This window comes from Larkinella rosea, from assembly GCF_003858635.1.
In the GTDB taxonomy this organism is placed as follows: domain Bacteria; phylum Bacteroidota; class Bacteroidia; order Cytophagales; family Spirosomataceae; genus Larkinella; species Larkinella rosea.
Window position 1 is genome coordinate 288,220 of record NZ_RQJO01000017.1, and the last position, 17,721, is coordinate 305,940.

Annotated in this window: 16 protein-coding genes and 1 rRNA gene; 8 read left to right on the plus strand and 9 right to left on the minus strand. The window is 50.5% G+C overall.

The features are described 5' to 3' along the window. Window positions 1-11: 11 nt before the first annotated feature. From EHT25_RS32400 to EHT25_RS32410, 5 genes are all read right to left on the minus strand, one after another. Window positions 12-3,194 carry a lantibiotic dehydratase gene (locus EHT25_RS32400; RefSeq protein ID WP_124879610.1) on the minus strand — a complete coding sequence of 1,061 codons (3,183 nt, stop codon included), beginning with the start codon at window positions 3,192-3,194 and terminating at the stop codon, window positions 12-14. A gap of 232 nt (window positions 3,195-3,426) precedes the next feature. Next, window positions 3,427-3,564, minus strand: coding sequence for a class I lanthipeptide (locus EHT25_RS32865; RefSeq protein WP_185731562.1), 138 nt, complete (start codon window positions 3,562-3,564; stop codon window positions 3,427-3,429). A 465-nt stretch (window positions 3,565-4,029) separates the two neighbouring features. Further along, window positions 4,030-4,968, minus strand: a complete 939-nt coding sequence (locus EHT25_RS32405) for an LLM class flavin-dependent oxidoreductase (protein ID WP_124879611.1) — start codon at window positions 4,966-4,968, stop codon at window positions 4,030-4,032. 137 nt (window positions 4,969-5,105) lie between these two features. Next, window positions 5,106-5,255 carry a class I lanthipeptide gene (locus EHT25_RS32870; RefSeq protein ID WP_165841074.1) on the minus strand — a complete coding sequence of 50 codons (150 nt, stop codon included), beginning with the start codon at window positions 5,253-5,255 and terminating at the stop codon, window positions 5,106-5,108. A gap of 268 nt (window positions 5,256-5,523) precedes the next feature. Continuing rightward, window positions 5,524-7,485, minus strand: coding sequence for a sialate O-acetylesterase (locus EHT25_RS32410; RefSeq protein ID WP_229311877.1), 1,962 nt, complete (start codon window positions 7,483-7,485; stop codon window positions 5,524-5,526). Window positions 7,486-7,574: 89 nt separating this feature from the next. Here EHT25_RS32410 and EHT25_RS32415 point away from each other — a divergent pair, with 89 nt between their 5' ends. Beyond that, complete coding sequence (locus EHT25_RS32415; RefSeq protein WP_124879612.1) at window positions 7,575-7,829, plus strand: hypothetical protein; 255 nt, start codon at window positions 7,575-7,577, stop codon at window positions 7,827-7,829. A 76-nt stretch (window positions 7,830-7,905) separates the two neighbouring features. Further along, window positions 7,906-8,724, plus strand: coding sequence for an RpnC/YadD family protein (locus EHT25_RS32420; protein WP_124879613.1), 819 nt, complete (start codon window positions 7,906-7,908; stop codon window positions 8,722-8,724). A gap of 51 nt (window positions 8,725-8,775) precedes the next feature. Here the strand turns inward: EHT25_RS32420 and EHT25_RS32425 are convergent, their stop codons facing one another. Next, window positions 8,776-9,360 (minus strand): hypothetical protein, encoded by a 585-nt coding sequence (locus EHT25_RS32425; RefSeq protein ID WP_124879614.1) that lies wholly within the window; start codon window positions 9,358-9,360, stop codon window positions 8,776-8,778. Between the two features lie 66 nt (window positions 9,361-9,426). Continuing rightward, complete coding sequence (locus EHT25_RS32430; RefSeq protein ID WP_124879615.1) at window positions 9,427-10,536, minus strand: hypothetical protein; 1,110 nt, start codon at window positions 10,534-10,536, stop codon at window positions 9,427-9,429. 167 nt (window positions 10,537-10,703) lie between these two features. Between EHT25_RS32430 and EHT25_RS32435 the strand changes: the two genes are divergently transcribed. Together EHT25_RS32435 and EHT25_RS32440 are read left to right on the plus strand one after the other, a co-directional pair. Next, entirely contained in the window at window positions 10,704-11,312 is a 609-nt protein-coding gene (locus EHT25_RS32435) for a Cj0371 family chemotaxis-regulating polar lipoprotein (protein WP_124879616.1), read from the plus strand. A 118-nt stretch (window positions 11,313-11,430) separates the two neighbouring features. Beyond that, complete coding sequence (locus EHT25_RS32440) at window positions 11,431-11,988, plus strand: hypothetical protein (RefSeq protein ID WP_124879617.1); 558 nt, start codon at window positions 11,431-11,433, stop codon at window positions 11,986-11,988. A 67-nt stretch (window positions 11,989-12,055) separates the two neighbouring features. Here EHT25_RS32440 and EHT25_RS32445 read toward each other — a convergent pair whose 3' ends face one another. Both EHT25_RS32445 and EHT25_RS32450 read right to left on the minus strand, forming a co-directional pair. After that, a complete protein-coding gene (locus EHT25_RS32445) occupies window positions 12,056-13,126 on the minus strand; it encodes a branched-chain amino acid aminotransferase (RefSeq protein ID WP_124879618.1) in 1,071 nt (356 codons plus the stop codon). A gap of 165 nt (window positions 13,127-13,291) precedes the next feature. Then, window positions 13,292-13,843, minus strand: a complete 552-nt coding sequence (locus tag EHT25_RS32450) for a cob(I)yrinic acid a,c-diamide adenosyltransferase (RefSeq protein ID WP_124879619.1) — start codon at window positions 13,841-13,843, stop codon at window positions 13,292-13,294. Between the two features lie 144 nt (window positions 13,844-13,987). Here EHT25_RS32450 and EHT25_RS32455 point away from each other — a divergent pair, with 144 nt between their 5' ends. The 4 genes from EHT25_RS32455 to EHT25_RS32470 form a co-directional block, all read left to right on the plus strand. Further along, window positions 13,988-14,497 carry a hypothetical protein gene (locus EHT25_RS32455; protein WP_229311878.1) on the plus strand — a complete coding sequence of 170 codons (510 nt, stop codon included), beginning with the start codon at window positions 13,988-13,990 and terminating at the stop codon, window positions 14,495-14,497. A gap of 2 nt (window positions 14,498-14,499) precedes the next feature. Then, window positions 14,500-15,735, plus strand: coding sequence for an S-adenosylmethionine:tRNA ribosyltransferase-isomerase (locus tag EHT25_RS32460; RefSeq protein ID WP_124879633.1), 1,236 nt, complete (start codon window positions 14,500-14,502; stop codon window positions 15,733-15,735). A 120-nt stretch (window positions 15,736-15,855) separates the two neighbouring features. After that, on the plus strand, window positions 15,856-17,157 hold the full coding sequence (gene tyrS / locus EHT25_RS32465) for a tyrosine--tRNA ligase (RefSeq protein WP_124879634.1): 1,302 nt from the start codon (window positions 15,856-15,858) through the stop codon (window positions 17,155-17,157). A 441-nt stretch (window positions 17,158-17,598) separates the two neighbouring features. Beyond that, window positions 17,599-17,721 (plus strand): 16S ribosomal RNA (locus EHT25_RS32470); the annotation flags it as partial.

Here is a 17,721-nt window from a genome sequence, read left to right on the forward strand (position 1 = left end):
CGGTTTCAGGGCTAAAAGGTTACGGCTTCGAGCAGGGCGGTTTTCTTCGCCAGAACCGTGCGTCCGTACGCGGCCCGACCGTACGCGGCCCGATAGTATTTATGGAGATGGTAATAGAGCGAATATTCCACAAACCGCTGCCGGGTGCGGAACAGCCGGTTGGTCGTCATGTGAATCAGACTGCTCAACAATGAGAACAGCGGCACTTCCAGTTTACCCTGATTAGCCAGTTGCGCGATGGTTTGTATAAACGGCTGTAGCGTTTCCCGGCGTTGGCGGTTCAGGTCGTAGAAGAACCGATGGTCGTCGTTGGTTTCGTCCCACAACTCGCCGATAGCGGTTTCGATTTCCTTATAGCGGCTGTCCAGTTGCTTTTTCAGCACCGAATTATACCCAAATTCTTTCCCGAACTGAGCGGTTTTTTCTTCCGTAAAATCCAGTTTCTGTTTCAGATCAAAACCGAACTCGTTCAACAGCGTGTCGATCAGTTTCATGCCGAAACGCCAGCGGCATTCTTCGCCTTCCGACCCTTCGATCATACTCAGAAATTGCAGAATGGTCTGACTGTCAAGATGGAAATAGTTCTCGACGGCGTCGATGGAATGGCGGCCGTAGCGTTCCAGTTCGCGGTTGTAAGTATCGTTAACAATGGCGGTGATGATATTTTTCGCCAGAAAAGGCAACAGCGCGTCGTGCAATTCCTGAATCACCGTGCCCAGAAAAACCGGGTTGGTGAGATGGACCCGAAACCGGATGTGAAGCTGCGGATCGCCGTAGCGAATAAAGAAAAATTTGTCCGTCCAGCCCTGCTTTTCAAACCGGTCGGCCAGCGGATATAGCACGTTGGTCAGGATGGCATCGGCGGTTTTAATACCGGTATAAATCTTGTAATAAAGCCATTCCGAACCGGCGAAAAATTTGCGCGAAACCGTCGCTGCCGGTTCGTCCACGGGAGCGGTTTGGGAAATTCGGGCCACCTCCGGCTCATTTTTAAAAGCCACGATGAACTGATTCGAGTGCCAGCTCGTGGGCGACTGAACCACGGCGTTGTCAGCCCGGTGCAGAAACTCCTTGATCTGAAACTGGTCCTGCGATTTGATCTCGTTGACGAACGTTTCAACCAGCCACGGATTTTCCAGATCGATGTACAATTCGTTGTCATGATCCAGCAGACAAATGTGCCGGGGAATCCGGTATTGCTCACGCCAGCGTTCAATCCCGGTTTTCAAACCCGCCCAGTCCGCCTTCTTAAACGCCGTAACCAGCGGTTTGACCTGCTGCGCACGGCAATTCCAGCGGGCTTCGGCCAGAACGATGTTATCCAGCACGATGCGGGGCAGAAACACAAAAACCGAACTGGCCGCCCCCATCGAAATACCCAGCCAGGGCCGGATCGACTGGTGTTGCAGCGCACAGAGAAAGTGGTAGACATCCAGCGAGTTGTGCTGGGCGTAATTGTGGGCGTTCGAAAGCTGGGGAACGATGATTTTGTTGAGCGATTTCGACCGCAACACCACGCGGTCGCCCTGCACCCGAATCATCAGATCGGTGACTGGAATCTGGTGTTCGGCATCGACCGATGCTTTGCCCAGATACGGAATCTGGTAGTTTTTCAGTTGGGGCCGGATGATGATGTTGCCGGTGCGGGCTTCGGGCAAATGAATGATGTCGGCAAAAATAACGTCGGGCCGAATCGCGTCTTCGGCTTCACTGATTTGCTGGATCAGGTCGAGCACCTTAGCGTCGGTATGCCCGAAACGACCGAGTAACGACGTGCCGGTAGTACCTCCGAAACTGTCCAGAATCATCGTTTCGCGGCCATTTTCGCGAATCACCGAAAGCAGGACGGCGTTCGTTGGTGGTAACTTCGTCTGGGGCTGGTTAAGTTGGGCGAGGTCTTCTTCTGTAATGGTAATCTGCTGGGTATGATTGAGTTGAGCTTCCGCAATTTTCTGAAACAGAAAAGATTGCTCGGGTGCCAGCGTCCAGGTTTTTTTGGTCGAAGCCGCCGGACCGGCTGCTACGCCGTCTACCAGCGGAGAATCGTCGAATTGGTCGCGGTTGGCCGGAAAACCAATGCCAATTTCGGGATCGAGCGCGACCACCAGCGGGATTTCTTCGTCTTCGTATTGCGCGGAAAACCGGTTGCGAAAATCATCCAGCGCCCCACTACTGCTGGGCGACAGCTTGAGGAGCGCTGGAATTTTGGCAATTAATTTATTGAGAAGTCCCCGGTTCAACTGGCCGGAGAGCGTGGGTAAATACGTGTCGATCTGAAAGAGAACCTTGCGGTCGAAAGGGGTAGACAGGCGGCTCAGCTTTTGCTCAACCTGATTGAGTTGTTCGATTGAAGTCTCGTGCTTTCCACTTTCAAGGGTTTTCAGATCAACTTGAACCTCCTGCAAAAGCCCAACAATATGCGCTAATTCGACAGAAGGGTGCTGGCTGCCAATCGTGTGCAGAATGGTCAGAAGTTGGGTTAGAAAATTTTCGCCCGTCAGCGAAGGCTCCAGTTCGCTCACCAGCAACTGCGCTTCGATGACCGATTCGACGAAATTTTCGGCGTCTTCTTCGGTAATTTCATCATCGGTTAAAGCCGCAGTCAGGGTGTCGATCCGGGCACCGGTTTTGCTGATTTCCAGTACGTTGGTCAGGTATTCGCTTTGATCGGCACTGCTGAGGTGGTGAATCCGCCGGCCGTTTTCGTAGCGATACGTCACGTACCGGTATTGATCGTTAATTTCGTACAGGCTGGAATTCGGAAAAAAACGCAGATGCGGTTTTACATCGGGGTGTTTTTCCAGATCCTGCGCCAGCGCGCACAGGTAATTCATGTCGAGCCGAACCATCCGTTTCAGATTACCGGTGTCTGCTATACGTACATCGGTACGGGTCGATACGATGGGCGCCGTGGCAAAACCGCTGAAAAGTCCGAACGGCGTGCAACGGGTTGCGTAACGGGACAAATACTTGATTAGGGAGTACAGCACCCGGCGTGATTTTTCGTCGGGCTGACGACTGAAATCCAACTGGATGGCTTCTTCGTACAACGCGGGTGACGCAATGTACAGCGCTTCCAGAAAAGCCGGATTGCTCATTTCCCGGCGGAGCTTCGACCAGTCGGGGTTTTCAATGGCGGCAAAACCGGCAATGGGAACCCGCACAAAAGCCGTTTCGAACGCACTCGTTTTCATGAAGTTATAAGCATTTGTTGTGTGTAGGTACGCGCACGCGGCATTTTAACAAAATGAAGGAGTCTTACTTTCATAAAACTCCTTCGTGCTTTTCAGCGGTTTTTTCCAGAATTGTGGTAGCCGCTACATTGCGAACGGATTCAGAAATTTCATTGAACCACTGGTTTGAAATGGTGAATGACTGGTATCGGTTCGACAACGGGTTGTTTTGGCGGACGGATTTGAAAACCGATTACGGTTCGCAAATTTTAGACGTACAAGCCGTAGCGGTTTCGTGAGGACGGCCACCGATAACGTTGCGAGCCTGGCTTTTTGACAAAGCGATGATTTTGTCGGTTTTCAGCGTGATTTTTGAAACTTGCTTTTTCATTAGAGTTTGTGTTTTATGGTGTGATTGATGTGCCTACTCTATCCGGTTTTCGGCGTCCCCGTGTTTGGCTTTTCTGATTGGCCGATACAAATTTGGTGAACGGCGGATTGATTCAGAAGCCACAATTTGTAGCTGGTAGGAATTGATTGGTAACTAGCGGAAAATCGGCAATGGGTTGTTTTGGGCTGCTTCCGGGAACGTAAAACGGTGGCGGGTTAATTTCCCATCAATGAAATCGAAAAGCGGTTTTCCGAATTACAGATTCAATGGTAGTGATTAAAAGTCCACGGTTTTAACCGTGGGTCGTTGAACAAATTGCTGTTCCTGATTGAACCGTTTTACTGGTTTTGATTTGTGCGATTTTCCGGCAAACACCACGGTTTCAACCATTAATGCCGAAACCATAAAAAAAGGCCAGCGTTCAGACGAACACGGGCCTTTTTGGCTTTTAAGAGCTGCCTTGGTTTATAGGGTTCCCATCAGCCGTTCCGTTGCATACGGTAAGGCCGCGTAGCGTTGAAGCGTCTGGCTCAAAATCTCGATGCTTTTCAGTTTATGACCGGTTTCTTCCGCCATATTCATGAATATAAATTCGTCCACTTCGTAGATTTCCTGGAGTCGCGCCAACTCATCCAGAATATAGGTCGGTGAGCCAATCAATTCGTTATAAACACCAACGGGGCGCTGTAATTCTTGCCGGATTTTGCGGGCCTGCCGGTCCGTTTCGGCGCAGACACCAGCAAACGCCAGGTTGATTTCCGGCTCTTGTCCGTGGTTTTTGAAAAACTCGGCCCGGTATTCGTACAGTTTCTCCGCTTCCCGTTTGTGATCGTCGATCCGGGTGTGAAAGGACGATTTGCAAAGCGAAGTCGGCTGACCGGCCAGTACTGAAACGTTTTTCAGCCCCGCGCTCAACGACCAGAAGGTGGGCAGAAAACCGCCGAACGGCGCAATCCGGTTGGCATTTTCCTCCGCGTATAAATAATCGTACAAAGCCGTGCAGTTCCGGGAAAACCGCTCGATTTTAACCGCCGGAATCGATAAATCGACGTCCGGGACCAGTTGGGTTACGATTTCGGGCGGGGCACCCCCACCCGCCACGCCGAGGTCGATCCGATTGGGAAACAGATTATTGAGAACCTTAAATGCCGATGCCACGCGGTACGGATTATGAAACGCCATCAGCAAACCTGCTACCCCAATTTTGATCTCGCTGGTCATCCCGGCCAGAATCGGCAGCAGTACTTCCGGATTGCTGTAGGCCGACGAAGCACCGTAGTGCTCGCCCAGCCAAAACCGGGTGTAGCCTAATTCATCAGCCCGTTGCCCGTATTCCAATACATTTTCAACAATATCCATCGGACTGACGCATCCGGTTCCGAATTCAAGAAGACCCAATTTCATGGTTGTGATGAGAGGTTATACCGGCAAACGGTGGTGGAAATAAAATAGACTGAAGCAGCATTTGAGATCAAATGCTGCTTCGAATCTTCGAATGGTACTGAGGGGTCAGGCTTTTTGAGAGGCCTTAACCCATTAGATTACAGTTCAGTTGGGCAATAACCAGCGGTCGTGCAACCTCCGATGGTCTTATCTTTTGGGCGACCACCCATTACGTTGGAAGCCTGCGTTTTAGACAGAGCGATGATTTGATCTGTTTTCAGTGTCAATTTGGCAATTTGCTTTTTCATGATGTTAACTTGGTGTGATTGATGTGCCTACTCTAATCCAGTTTTCGGCGTCCCCTGTGGCTGTTTGGCCGATACAAACTTGGCGTGTTGGGGGTTGATACGGAAATCACACTTTGTAACTGGCGGGTTTATTCTGGTAGCTAGTGGAAATCTGCCCATAAGTCGAAACCTGAGCATAGACTGGTAATCGCCCATAAAATGGAAACGGAGTTGACGTGATTGCCTGCATCACGTCAACTCCGCTTTCGTATTAAACTACCTTTGATTTCTACTTGAACACGGCAGCTTCGGTAATTCCTTTCCAGGTATCGGTTCGGAACGGAACCGCCGGAAGCCCTTCTTTATTGTACAGATTCACTTCGCCGTTGTCGTCGGCCCAGCCGTAATGCACCGAAACCGGCGTTGCGACTTCGTTGGCGTACACAACGACCTTGTCGCCCTGAATTTCGGCTTTGGCCCAGTAGAATTTCTGGTCGGCACCGGCCACTTCAAAGCCTTTCAAATACCCGTATTTGTCGGTCGACAGCAACCCACCACCGACCTGATCGAACGTCAGCACGGCTTTGTTGCCATTAATTTCCATCGATTTAAAAACCGGTCCGGAATACACCCGGTTCTGGCCGTATACGGTTTTTAAGGCATTCAACGCCAGCCGTTTGCCAACATCCTGTTTGTTTTTCGGGTGAATATCCTTCGGTTCACCAATGTCGGATGTTACGGCCATGCCGGTGTTGGGCAGGGCGAGCGTCATGGTCTGGGCTTCGCGGAGTTCGCCCCAGGTGCTGCCTTTGGCACTGTTGCCATTGGCCGCATTGAAACTGGCCAGTTGAACAAACAGAAACGGAAAATCGCCCTGACCCCAGCGGGTTCGCCAGTCGGTGATCATCAGCGGGAAGGTTTTGCGGTATTGAAACGCCCGCCCCGCATTCGTCTCGCCCTGATACCAGATGACTCCCTGGATGGCGTACGGAATCAACGGTTTAAGCATGGCATTGTACAAAATCGTACCCGTCAGATTTGGGTTGACCAGCACAGCATTGCGGTTGAAGTCGGCGATCCGGAATTTCCAGTCGCCTGCCAGCGAAATATCTTTGCCGTTGCCCGTTAACTTGAACTGGTCTTCTTTAGCCGGAAAACCACCCCCTCCGCCGTAGTCTTCCACCCGAATCGAGATCACATTCCGACCCGCTTTCAGCGTGCCAACCGGAACCGTATACCCGCGAACCTGTCCGGCCTGGCCAGTATTTCCCACCTTGACGCCATTGACATAGGTTTCGTCGGTGTCGTCGATTGGTCCCAGGTTTAGCGTCATTTCTTTTCCGGCCAGCTCGTCCGGCAGCATAATCTCCCGCCGGAACCACACCACCCCGTCGAAGCCGGGAATGGCTTTCCGGTCGAAGAGGTCGGGCAAGCGGAGCGTCGGCCAGGTTGTGTCGTTAACATCCGCTCCAGACCACTGCTTGATTTCGGCTGCATCGGGCAATCCACCCTGCAATTTGGCGATCTGAGCCTGCAACTGTTCCATGCGCATTCTGGAATAATCCTCCAGACTTTTCGGCATGGCGGCCAGCGCCGGTTTAAATTCCTCGAAACTTTCCATGGCCTCGCGGCTCGTCCAGGATTCGGATTGCGTGCCACCCCAGGACGTGTTGAGCAGACCAATGGGGACGTTCAATTCTTTCTGTAGTTCGCGGGCAAAAAAGTAGCCGACCGCCGTGAAATCGCCGGCGGTTTCGGGTGAACAAAGTTTCCATTCGCCCCCCAGGACATCGTCTTTGGGCGTCAGGCTCAGGTCGTGTGGTACTTTGAAATGGCGGATTTGCGGATAATTGGCCTCCTGAATCTCCCTGGCTGCGTTGGAAGACGATTTAACGACCCACTCCATGTTCGACTGTCCCGAACAAACCCAGACTTCGCCCACCAGCACGTCGTCGAAGGAAATCGTAGTACGTTTGCCCCGAACCGTTAGCACATAGGGGCCACCGGCTTCGGTCGGGTCAAGGCGCAGCAACCACTTACCGGTTTTATCGGCTTTTGCGGTTTTGGTCTGATTATTGAACTGTACGGTTATCTTCTCGCTGGGATCAGACCACCCCCAGACCGGAATGGGTTTCCGGCGTTGCAGAACCATGTGGGAACCGAATACTTTCGGCAACCGAACATCGGCCCACGTTTGAAGGGCCATCAGAACGAATCCAACGGCGATTACGTGACGAAATTTGAAGAACATAATCCAGGTTTAGGAAAGGAATTTTTATGGAAAAAACTTGTATAGGCGGGAAAAATACAGATATTTAGCCCAAAGTGCAATTGACCTTGATGAAGCTTGACGATTTTCTGAGACTCCCCCACGATCACCAGCAGGAACAACTTTGGTTCCGGGGAGCGGTGCTGGCCAACCGTTACGAGGACACCCACATCTACCTCCTCTACGCCCTCGATTTGTTTTTTGTCGAGCTGCAGTACGACGCTGTCGACAACCGGTTGCTCCGTTTATCGGCCTTCACCTCCACCGAACCGTTGACTCCGTATTTGCCGTTGTTGCCGGATGATTTGCTGGCGGAGTTGGGGTGATCGAGTACCTCTACAAGTTATATACTTCTACTTCTGAAAGAATATCGTAATTTTCTAGCTGCTGAATTTTTGTTGCATGGGTAAGCAAATAAACCAGTACGACAAGATTTTCAAAGAAAACATCGAAGCCGTCATACCGGGTTTAATGCGGGATATACTTGGTATTACGCCATTTATGTCGGTGGAACTACCCGATGATATTCAACATACAAAAGAGCGTAAGCCTGATGTATTAAAGAAAATTACGGATGTTCAAGGCAACAATTTTGTACTCCAAATTGAATTTCAAGTTGTTGATGAACCGGAAATGATTTACCGTATGGCCGATTATTATATTATGCTCCTGCGGAAATATAAAATTCCTGTTCGCCAGTTTGTTATTTTTCTCGGTTCAACCAAGCCGCAAATGCTTACCTTGATTGAGAGTGAATGTCTCACATTCAGCTTTCCAGTCATCTCTTTTGCCAAACTGGATTATCATCTTTTTCTTAAATCTGACCAACCCGAAGAAGTTATTCTGGGCGTATTAGGCAATTTTGGAGGAGAGTCCCCTGAAACCGTTTTGCACCGGATTATTCAACGGGTTGAAGCAACAACGATTGGTGATCTCGCGTTAAAAAGATATTTTAGCCAGTTGCGCGTTTTAGCGCAGTTACGTAACTTAGAGCAAACACTTAAAGACCTTACAATGGACAGTATCGCCAAGTTTGTAAGCATTGAGAAAGATGCGGCCTATCTGGTCGGGCAAGACAATGCCCGGGAACAGGAGCAGATTAAATTTGTAAACAATTTGCTGACCGAAACAGATTTTTCGGTGGAAAAAGTCGCTAAAATTGCTGGCGTTTCGGTTGAATTTGTAGAAAAGATCAAGCAAAAATTTCCGACTAGTAATTAGCTTTTTGACTGGATTACGATTGGACATTTTCTAGTCCTACATTCCTAACCCTCACTCCGGCAATCCATACGCCATCCGAACCGCTTCATAATTACTGAAATCAACGGCGGCTAGACGACCATTGGAAACTTTGTCGGCGGTGACGACCACCACGCGGATGGCTTCGAAATACTCGTTGCCGGTTTGAAAATTGACCGTCCGGCGCAAAAACACCCCCGCCAGTGTCTGGCCGTTGCCCGGCGAAACAAAATGGGTGTAGGCATTGCCCTTAATGGTTTCACCCGGAATCGAAAACCAGTACGAATCTTCTTCACCATTGGCCTTCTGAACCGACTGTTTGACGTATACGTAAAAGACACTCTTTTCGACAATATCCCGATTGATAGCCTGGGGCAGCGGCAGCAATAAATCGGTCAATCCTTCGTGATTTCGCGCACTGTAGTTGATCTGCTGCGCGTTCGCCGTTCCGTCGGCCCCTTTGTCGCCTTTATCTCCTTTATCCCCTTTTGCACCGTTGGCGCCCGCCGGTCCCTGTGGCCCTTGCGGTCCTTCGGGCCCTTCCAGACTTTGGCAGGAACTGAACACCACGCAACTCATCATAAAAATCGCCACCACAGTGCGTAAAAACGTCTTCATAGGAAATCAGGTTATTTGTTTAATGCTTAAGCTCGAAATTTAGGAAAAAACCGCCCCTTTTCTTAGTTAACTCATCGTTTCGGGTTCCGAATAGACCAGATATTCGAGCAGGAGGGCCAGTGAGTGTGCTTCGCAGGTCCAGTCCATCCGAACCAGCCGGGACTGCGCCATGCGGTTGAGCAGTGGATTTTGGGACGCCGTCAACATGCCGGCAATAAAAAAGGAATAAGTACGAATTTCACTTTCCGGAATGCGGTTTACGGCAATCCGGGGTGGTTTTTCGCCCAGTTGTAGCAACGACGTGGAAACAATCAGTTGGTCCATTACCGGCAAACCGCTTTCCAGCAACCGAAAGCCGTCCCGGATTAACTGCGGCCGAATCGGCTCCAAGGGTTCCGGACGGAAAGCGGCCAGCAAACCGGCAATATGGTAGAAGATCAGGACGGTTCGCGGATACGAGTGTGAACAGCGAAACGGCTCGCGGAAGTACCGACCGGTTTCCACCACCGACCGAATGAACGTCAGGCTGTCGAAATCGTGTTCGTCCAGCGGCAGGTTGTAGTGAAAAATGCAAAACAGTAGATTGCATAAAACGCTGGCGTCGAACTCAACGGGCATGTTTTTGCCAAACCAGGTTGAATAGGCCCGCAGATTGATGTACTCGGGATACGAATCCTCGACCTGCCGGGTCGCCAGATTCGCATGCTGCGCCAGCTTGTGTTTCAACCAGAACAAGTCTTCGCGCGATGGCTGGCTGGTCAGGTAAATCATCGCCGTATCGTCGGCATCGTCGGGAAGCCGGAAATGCTCGATGCGGTGCAAAAACCGCCCGTTTGGAAAATGACCGGAAGAGCGGCCCGGTTTGGGTGTTTTATAAAAATTATAGGTTTTTAGCCCGTCTTTGTTCTGAAAATCAGGATAATGCAGCATGGCACTCTGACTAATTTTGTCGACTTTTTCCTGCAAAGCCACGGGAAGCCTGGCCCGGATTTGCTGTAAAGTAAAAACCGTAATGGCCGTAAAAAAAACGTTGGTATCGGGGCGGTGGTAGCCTGCCAGCAACGGATTGCTTCGGTAGGAGGGTAGCAAACCGGACGGGAAAAATACACTGTTTTCCGACTGAAGCGCCGAGATCCGGTGGAGTAACTGTTCGATGAAAGCGATTCGATCCGACATATTTCCCCAAAATAAGCCATCTCCAACCACTTTTGCCAACCTACAACCCGGTTCTGTTCGTAATTCAGAACCCGAACCTCTTACGGCCTTTTTTCCTTTCATCCGCTAACTTCTTGCAACCAACGGCTCTTCTCCGTAGTTTCGTCAACACGACTGTTTGCAAAAACATGACACCAATTCGAAAACAAACCATTTTACGTCGGGTGAAAGACATCGCCCTCAGTGCCACCCTGGGCCTCGCGCTGCTGAATGGTACGACGGTATTGCAAAGCTGTGGCAATTCGGGCGACTCCGATTATGAACAGGCCGATGATGAAAAACCGGCGTTCGGAAAAGGCGTTCGGACGTTCATCACGGAAACGAGTCCGGGGAATTTTAAAATTACGGACGAAGTGGAAGTCGACCCCAAACTGGCGGGTGCGGTGGTTAATTATGCAGATGGTCACCGCGATACGCTGAGCGTCGAAGCCGCCCGCCGGTTGGTACAGGCCGACTCGTCAACGCGTCGCTATTTTCATAATCCGGCGGCCTATCACCACCACAGCGGTTTATCAAATGTGCTGTTGTGGGGGAGCCTGGGCTACATGCTGGGTCGATCGACTACTCCGCGTTATGCCAATGAACAGCAATATAGCTCCGGCGTATACAGCAACCCCCAGACGTACGAACGCGCCAACCGAATCGGGAGCAGCGTCAGCAGTTCGCGGATCAGCCGCCCCTCCGGTGGTCGCAGCGGTTTTTTTGGCGGTGGCCGTTCGCGGGGCTTTTCGTCGTAGAACAGTTTGCAGTATTTGGTTTTCTGATTACGGAAGGCGGACGCATACTATTTATGCTGGCGTCAGCAACCGAAAGCTGTAAACCCAAAACCGTAAACCAACAACCAACCTGAACTATATGAAACAAACGTTTATCTACAGCGCGCTGCTGGCAACGGTGCTTTTGCTGAATGCCTGCCAGACTAAACAACAGGTATCGGAGGCCACTTCTCCGGTCGACAGTACTCAAATGGTTACCAATCAGCCTGATTCGGAAGTTGTCGTGAGCGATTGGCTGGAGCAGCTGGTTGGGCCGGACGACGGCCTATTCCGGGGAGTTAATTCGGGCGATGCGGTTTCGGTGGTCAAGGAGAAAGAGTCGGCTGAACCATTCGAAGAAGATGCCGCTCACGTGGGGTATACCATCGATTATCCGAATCTGGAGTCAACGGATATTCAGTATTTTCTGGATAAAAATAAAAAAGTTTCGGGCATTCAGGTCGATATTTACCTCAATAACCGGCAATCGGTTGATACGCACCTGAAGGAATTGACGACGTATTTTACCCGTAAATATGGCAATCCGGTTCAGCAAACGTGGAAGGCTTCCGGCAACGACCGGGTGACGCTGACCGATGTGTCGAAAGGCAAGGATTTTGGCCTGAAGCTGACGCTGGGCGGCAGTCCGAGCATGTAGAAAAAACAATGATGAATGTAAAAGTGGTGGAGTGTTTCACTTTTACATTCATCATTTATATTCATCATTAAATTTTATACATCCAGCCAAACGTGTCTTCAACCCGTCCGGTTCTGACATCCGTGAGGTAATTGAAGATGCGGTTTGCCAGTGAATCTTCTTTCGGAATTTCGCTCAGCATGTAATCTTTCCCTTCAAATCCGATCAGCGAATACGGCGAAACCACCACGGCGGTTCCTGCACCGAACGCTTCCGTCAGGTTGCCGTTTTCAATGCCTTCAATCACTTCCTGAATCGACACTTTTCGTTCTTCCACGTCGATGCCCCAGCTCCGAACCGCCTGAATGATGCTGTCGCGGGTAACGCCTTTCAGAATCGAATCCGACGTGGCCGGAGTGACCAGCTTGCCGTCGATCACGAACATAATGTTCATGGTTCCCGATTCTTCAATGTATTTGTGTTCAACGCCGTCGGTCCACATAATCTGGTCGTAACCAGCCTTTTGGGCCAGCATCGTCGGATACATCGATCCGGCATAGTTGCCCGCACATTTGGCGTATCCAACTCCGCCCGGTGCCGACCGGATGTACTCGGTTTCTACTTTCAGTTTCGGCGGTTTGGTATAATAAGCGCCCACGGGACAGGTGAAAATACAAAACCGGTACGTTTTCGAGGGGGCAACGCCCAGGAATACGTCTGTAGCAAACATGTAGGGCCGGATGTAGAGCGAGCTGTCGGGCGTGTTCGGCACCCAGTCGGCATCGACCCGGAGCAACGCTTCCAGACCACCCATGAAAACCTCCTCCGGAATCGTCGCCATGCACATGCGCTCGGCCGACACGTTCATCCGTTTCCAGTTTTCGAGCGGGCGAAACATCAGCACCTCACCGGCTTCATTTTTATAGGCTTTCATGCCTTCGAAAATCGACTGCCCGTAGTGCAGCGACGACAGCGCCGGGCTGAGGGTAAAGCTGTCAAACGGCACCACCTGCAGGTTTTGCCACTGGCCGTCCACGAAGTCGGCCACAAACATGTGGTCCGAAAAATGTTTGCCAAATGGCAGGTTGTTGAAGTCGACCTCCTCAATCCGGGAGCGTTCTGCTTTCTTTAGCGCGATGTTTACTAATTCGGTAGTCATAATGGTCGGTAGCAAATCTGACCAACTAAAAAAGTCGTCAGCGGGTTGATAGTCAGCAAATGTATTGAAAACTTCAGGAAGTGTCCAGTAAAAATTAGTTGTTATGCTAATTATTTTTTTTACGGTTGCTGATTTGTTAATAAGCTTTGAAAAGCGGTTACAAAACTACACCCTCGGTTTCCAGGTAATTTCCTCCGCGCCTAGTTCCTGCGTCATTTTGCGGCTCAACACAAACAGGTAATCCGATAACCGGTTGAGGTACTGAATCACCAGCGGATCGACCGGTTCTACGTCATTCAGCGCAATGACCAGCCGCTCGGCCCGTCGGCAAACCGTACGGGCCAGATGACAAAACGAGACGGACTGATGCCCCCCCGGCAACACAAACGCCCGGAGTGCCGGAAGCCCGGTGTCCATTTCGTCCATTGCCTTTTCCAGCACCGTAATGTCCGCATCCCGAATGGCCGGCAGCGGTTTTTTAACGGTTTTTTCCGGGTCAGTCGCCAGTTCGGCCCCAACCGTAAACAACCGATCCTGAATTTCCTTGATCAAGTCCTTGCGGTTTTCGTTCACCGGCTGATCCCGCACCAAACCGATGTAGGAATTCAATTCATCGACGGTTCCGTACGCACCGATTCGGTGATGTGCTTTACTAACCCGACGCCCGCCGATCAGCGAAGTCTGGCCTTGGTCGCCGGTTTTGGTGTAAATTTTCATGGGATATTAAAAGGCTGTTTTGCAAAGATCAACAAAGGAAATCAGAGTTAGTAACAGAATACTTTAAAGCTTGAATTGGGAACACACCGCGTCAGCCCGTACCTTTGCGGCCCAAAGCCTGATAGCAGGCGAATCGACAAATTCATGAAAGTTAGCACGTTTGCAATTCGATTATGGCGGCTGGCCTCGCTGGTGGGCTTCGCATCAATACTGATTTATACGTACGTTTCGCTGGAAAACAATGTGGCCGTAGGATTTACACCCGACAGCCGCCCGGATGTGTTTATGAGCCGCGACTACCTGTTTTACGCCTGCGTCGCCATTTTTTTGATTACGAATACCCTCATCAACACCCTCACGAAGCTTTTTCCGAAAGTAGACGGCGTGAAGTTGCCCATTCCGAACCAGCAGGCCTGGATCGAAAACCGTGACCAGTTGAACGAGATTGTCCGCAACTGGTTTTATTGCCTGATGGCCGCTGTCAATACCATTATGGCCCTGGCCCTGTATGTTCTCCGTCGTTTAAACAGTCAGTTGGGGTCAACCAGTTTGAGCGGGCACCAGTGGCTATTACCGGTTTGCACGGCTATCCTTGCCGTTGTAATTATTTCGCTGCCCATCCGTCTGGCTCTGAAACCCGCTGTTGAAGAGTGACGATGGAAGAGTTGCAACTCAATGATTTTCAATATAACCTGCCCGACGAGCGGATTGCCCGGTTTCCGTTGCCGCAACGCGATCGGTCTAAATTGCTGGAATACCGGCAGGGGAAAATTGATCATCGTTCTTTTCGGGATTTGCCCGATCAGTTACCGTCCGGCAGTTTGCTGGTCTTTAATGATACCAAAGTAATTCCGGCCCGGTTGCATTTCCGGCGGTCGACCGGGGCAACCATCGAGTTGTTTCTGCTCAATCCGGTTCCGGCCGACCGACTGGTTTCTGAAGCCATGCAGGATCACCATCAAAGCATCTGGCAATGCATGATTGGGAACCGGAAGCGCTGGAAACCGGACGAAGTATTGGAACAGGAGGTTCGGATTCATGACCATACGGTTTTGGTAAAAGCCCACTGGCACGACGCCCATCAGTCGCAGGTCCGGTTTGAATGGACGCCGGGCAACGAAATGCCGGGCGACGAAATGCCGGGCGACGAATCCTTTGCGGCCATTCTCCACGAAGCTGGTAAAATTCCGCTGCCGCCTTATCTGAATCGCGACGTAACCGAAGCCGACAAGGAAACCTATCAAACCGTCTATTCCCGGATTGAAGGGGCGGTGGCGGCTCCGACGGCCGGTCTGCATTTTACGCCGGAAGTGCTCGCGCAACTCGCCCAAAAAGGGATTAAAACCGATTACCTCACGCTGCATGTCGGCGCCGGAACCTTTCAGCCGATCAAAACATCGGACGTTCGCCAGCACGCGATGCACTCCGAGCAGGTGGTTTATTCCCGACAAAATTTACAGCATCTGCTAACGCACACCGGCCCCGTCATTGCCGTTGGTACTACGTCGATGCGTTCGCTGGAAAGCCTGTACTGGTTTGGCGTTCGGCTGCTGAAGCAGGAACCCGATCCATGGCATCTGGATCAAAAGTATGCATATTCCGTCAGCGAAAACGATCTGCCGGAAAAACCGGAAGCGGTGCGTGCGGTTTTGAATTACCTCGAAAAAACCGGTCAGGAAGCCGTCATCGGCCATACCGGTATTTATTGCATGCCCGGTTACCGGTTTCGGATAACGAACGGATTGGTTACCAACTTCCACCAGCCCGGTTCCACCCTGATTTTGCTGATAGCGGCTTTCGTCGGTGAAAACTGGCGTACGATATATAAGGAAGCGTTGCAAAACGGGTACCGGTTTTTAAGTTACGGCGACTCCTCGCTGCTTTTACCCTGAAGTTGTATCTTTGCACCCAAAAATTGAGGAAGAGAGGAGGAAGAGATAAAAGGAAGAAAGGCCATGCGTCCTCCCTTCCTGCCTTCCTCCTTTCTTCCTCTCCTCCTTACTTACATTATGATTGATTTTATTGAAGAACTCCGCTGGCGGGGCATGTTGCAGGATATGATGCCCGGTACCGAAGAACAACTCCGGAAAGAATCGACGGCCGGTTACATCGGTTTTGACCCAACAGCTGCGTCCCTGCACATTGGAAACCTGGCGACCATTATGTTGCTGGTTCATTTACAACGGGCGGGTCACAAACCATTCGCTTTGGTGGGCGGAGCAACCGGTATGATTGGCGACCCATCGGGCCGCTCAACCGAGCGGGAGTTTCTGTCCGAAGAAACCCTGCGTCGCAATCAGGAAGGCATTCGGGCACAATTAGCCCGGTTTCTGGTGTTCGATGAGAGCGCCAACTCTGCCGAAATGGTCAATAATTACGACTGGTTTAAGGGAATATCCTTTCTTGATTTTTTGCGGGAAGCCGGTACGCACCTGACCGTTAATTATATGGTTGCCAAAGATTCGGTTAAAAAGCGGCTGGAAACCGGTCTTTCATTTACAGAATTTTCTTATCAGTTACTTCAGGGATACGATTTTTACTGGCTTTACAAGAATAAAAATGTCCGTCTTCAAATGGGCGGTTCGGATCAGTGGGGAAACATCACCACCGGAACGGAACTCATCCGGCGAAAGGAAGTCGGTGCGACCGACCATTCGGAAGAATACCACGCCTTTGCGTTGACGACCCCGCTCATTACGAAATCAGACGGTACCAAATTCGGAAAATCGGCGCGTGGTAATGTGTGGCTCGACCCAGCCATGACGTCGCCCTACCAGTTTTACCAGTTCTGGCTGCACGCCAACGACTCGGATTGTCCCCGGCTGATCCGTGTCTTTACCTTGTTATCCCGCGAAGAAATCGAAGAACTGGAACGGCAGCACAACGAGGCTCCGCACCTGCGGATTTTGCAGAAAGCAATCGCTAAAGATGTAACGATTCGAGTCCATTCCCAAGCTGGTTATGAACTGGCGGTTAAAGCATCGGAAGTGCTGTACGGCAAGGCAACCATTGAAACACTGCGGACCATTCAGGCCGACGAGTTTGATATCATCTTTGAAGGAGTGCCGCAAACGCAGATTACCGGTGCCGATCTGGAGGCCAGTAAAGATATCGTTGACCTGTTGGCCGTGGCCACGAAGGGCGAAATCTATGCGTCGAAAGGCGAAGCTCGCCGGGCGATTGCGCAAAATGCGGTTGGCATCAACAAACAAAAAATTAATGATGCTACACTCCTGTCGGAACAGGAGTGGCTACAAAGCCGGTATTTGATTGTTTCCAAAGGAAAAAACAACCATTTGATTAAGCTGGTGTAATTATTTTTTAAATTTTTAAACAGGTAACTTCTTGAGAACGAAGCGAGTACTTCAACGCTAAAAGAAGTTACCTGTTTATTTTGGGATTAGGTCTTGACAAGGTGGGAAATTATTCGGTACTTTGCAGTCCCAAATCGGGGATACGAAGCGGGGAGGAGTTACCTAAGTGGTTGTTTTTGAATCAGTTAGGTGTTTAAAAAAGAAAAGCAGGTTAAAATTATTTTTTCTTTTTTAATTTGATTTTTCAAAACCTTCCCTTACCTTTGCAGTCCCAAATCGGGGAAAGAGTTCGGGTGCAAAATTACAATATCGGTTGACAAGCTTTCGGGTAGCTCAATCATCCATTTTCCAAACGAGGAAAATATGTTCTTTGACGTAGTGGACAGAAGTACCAAACAATGACAATCGACGACGTAACAGTAAAATGTTAGTACGTTATTTACAATGGAGAGTTTGATCCTGGCTCAGGATGAACGCTAGCGGCAGGCCTAATACATGCAAGTCGAACGGATAGCTTCGGCTATTAGTGGCGTACGGGTGCGTAACGCGTAAACAATCTACCTT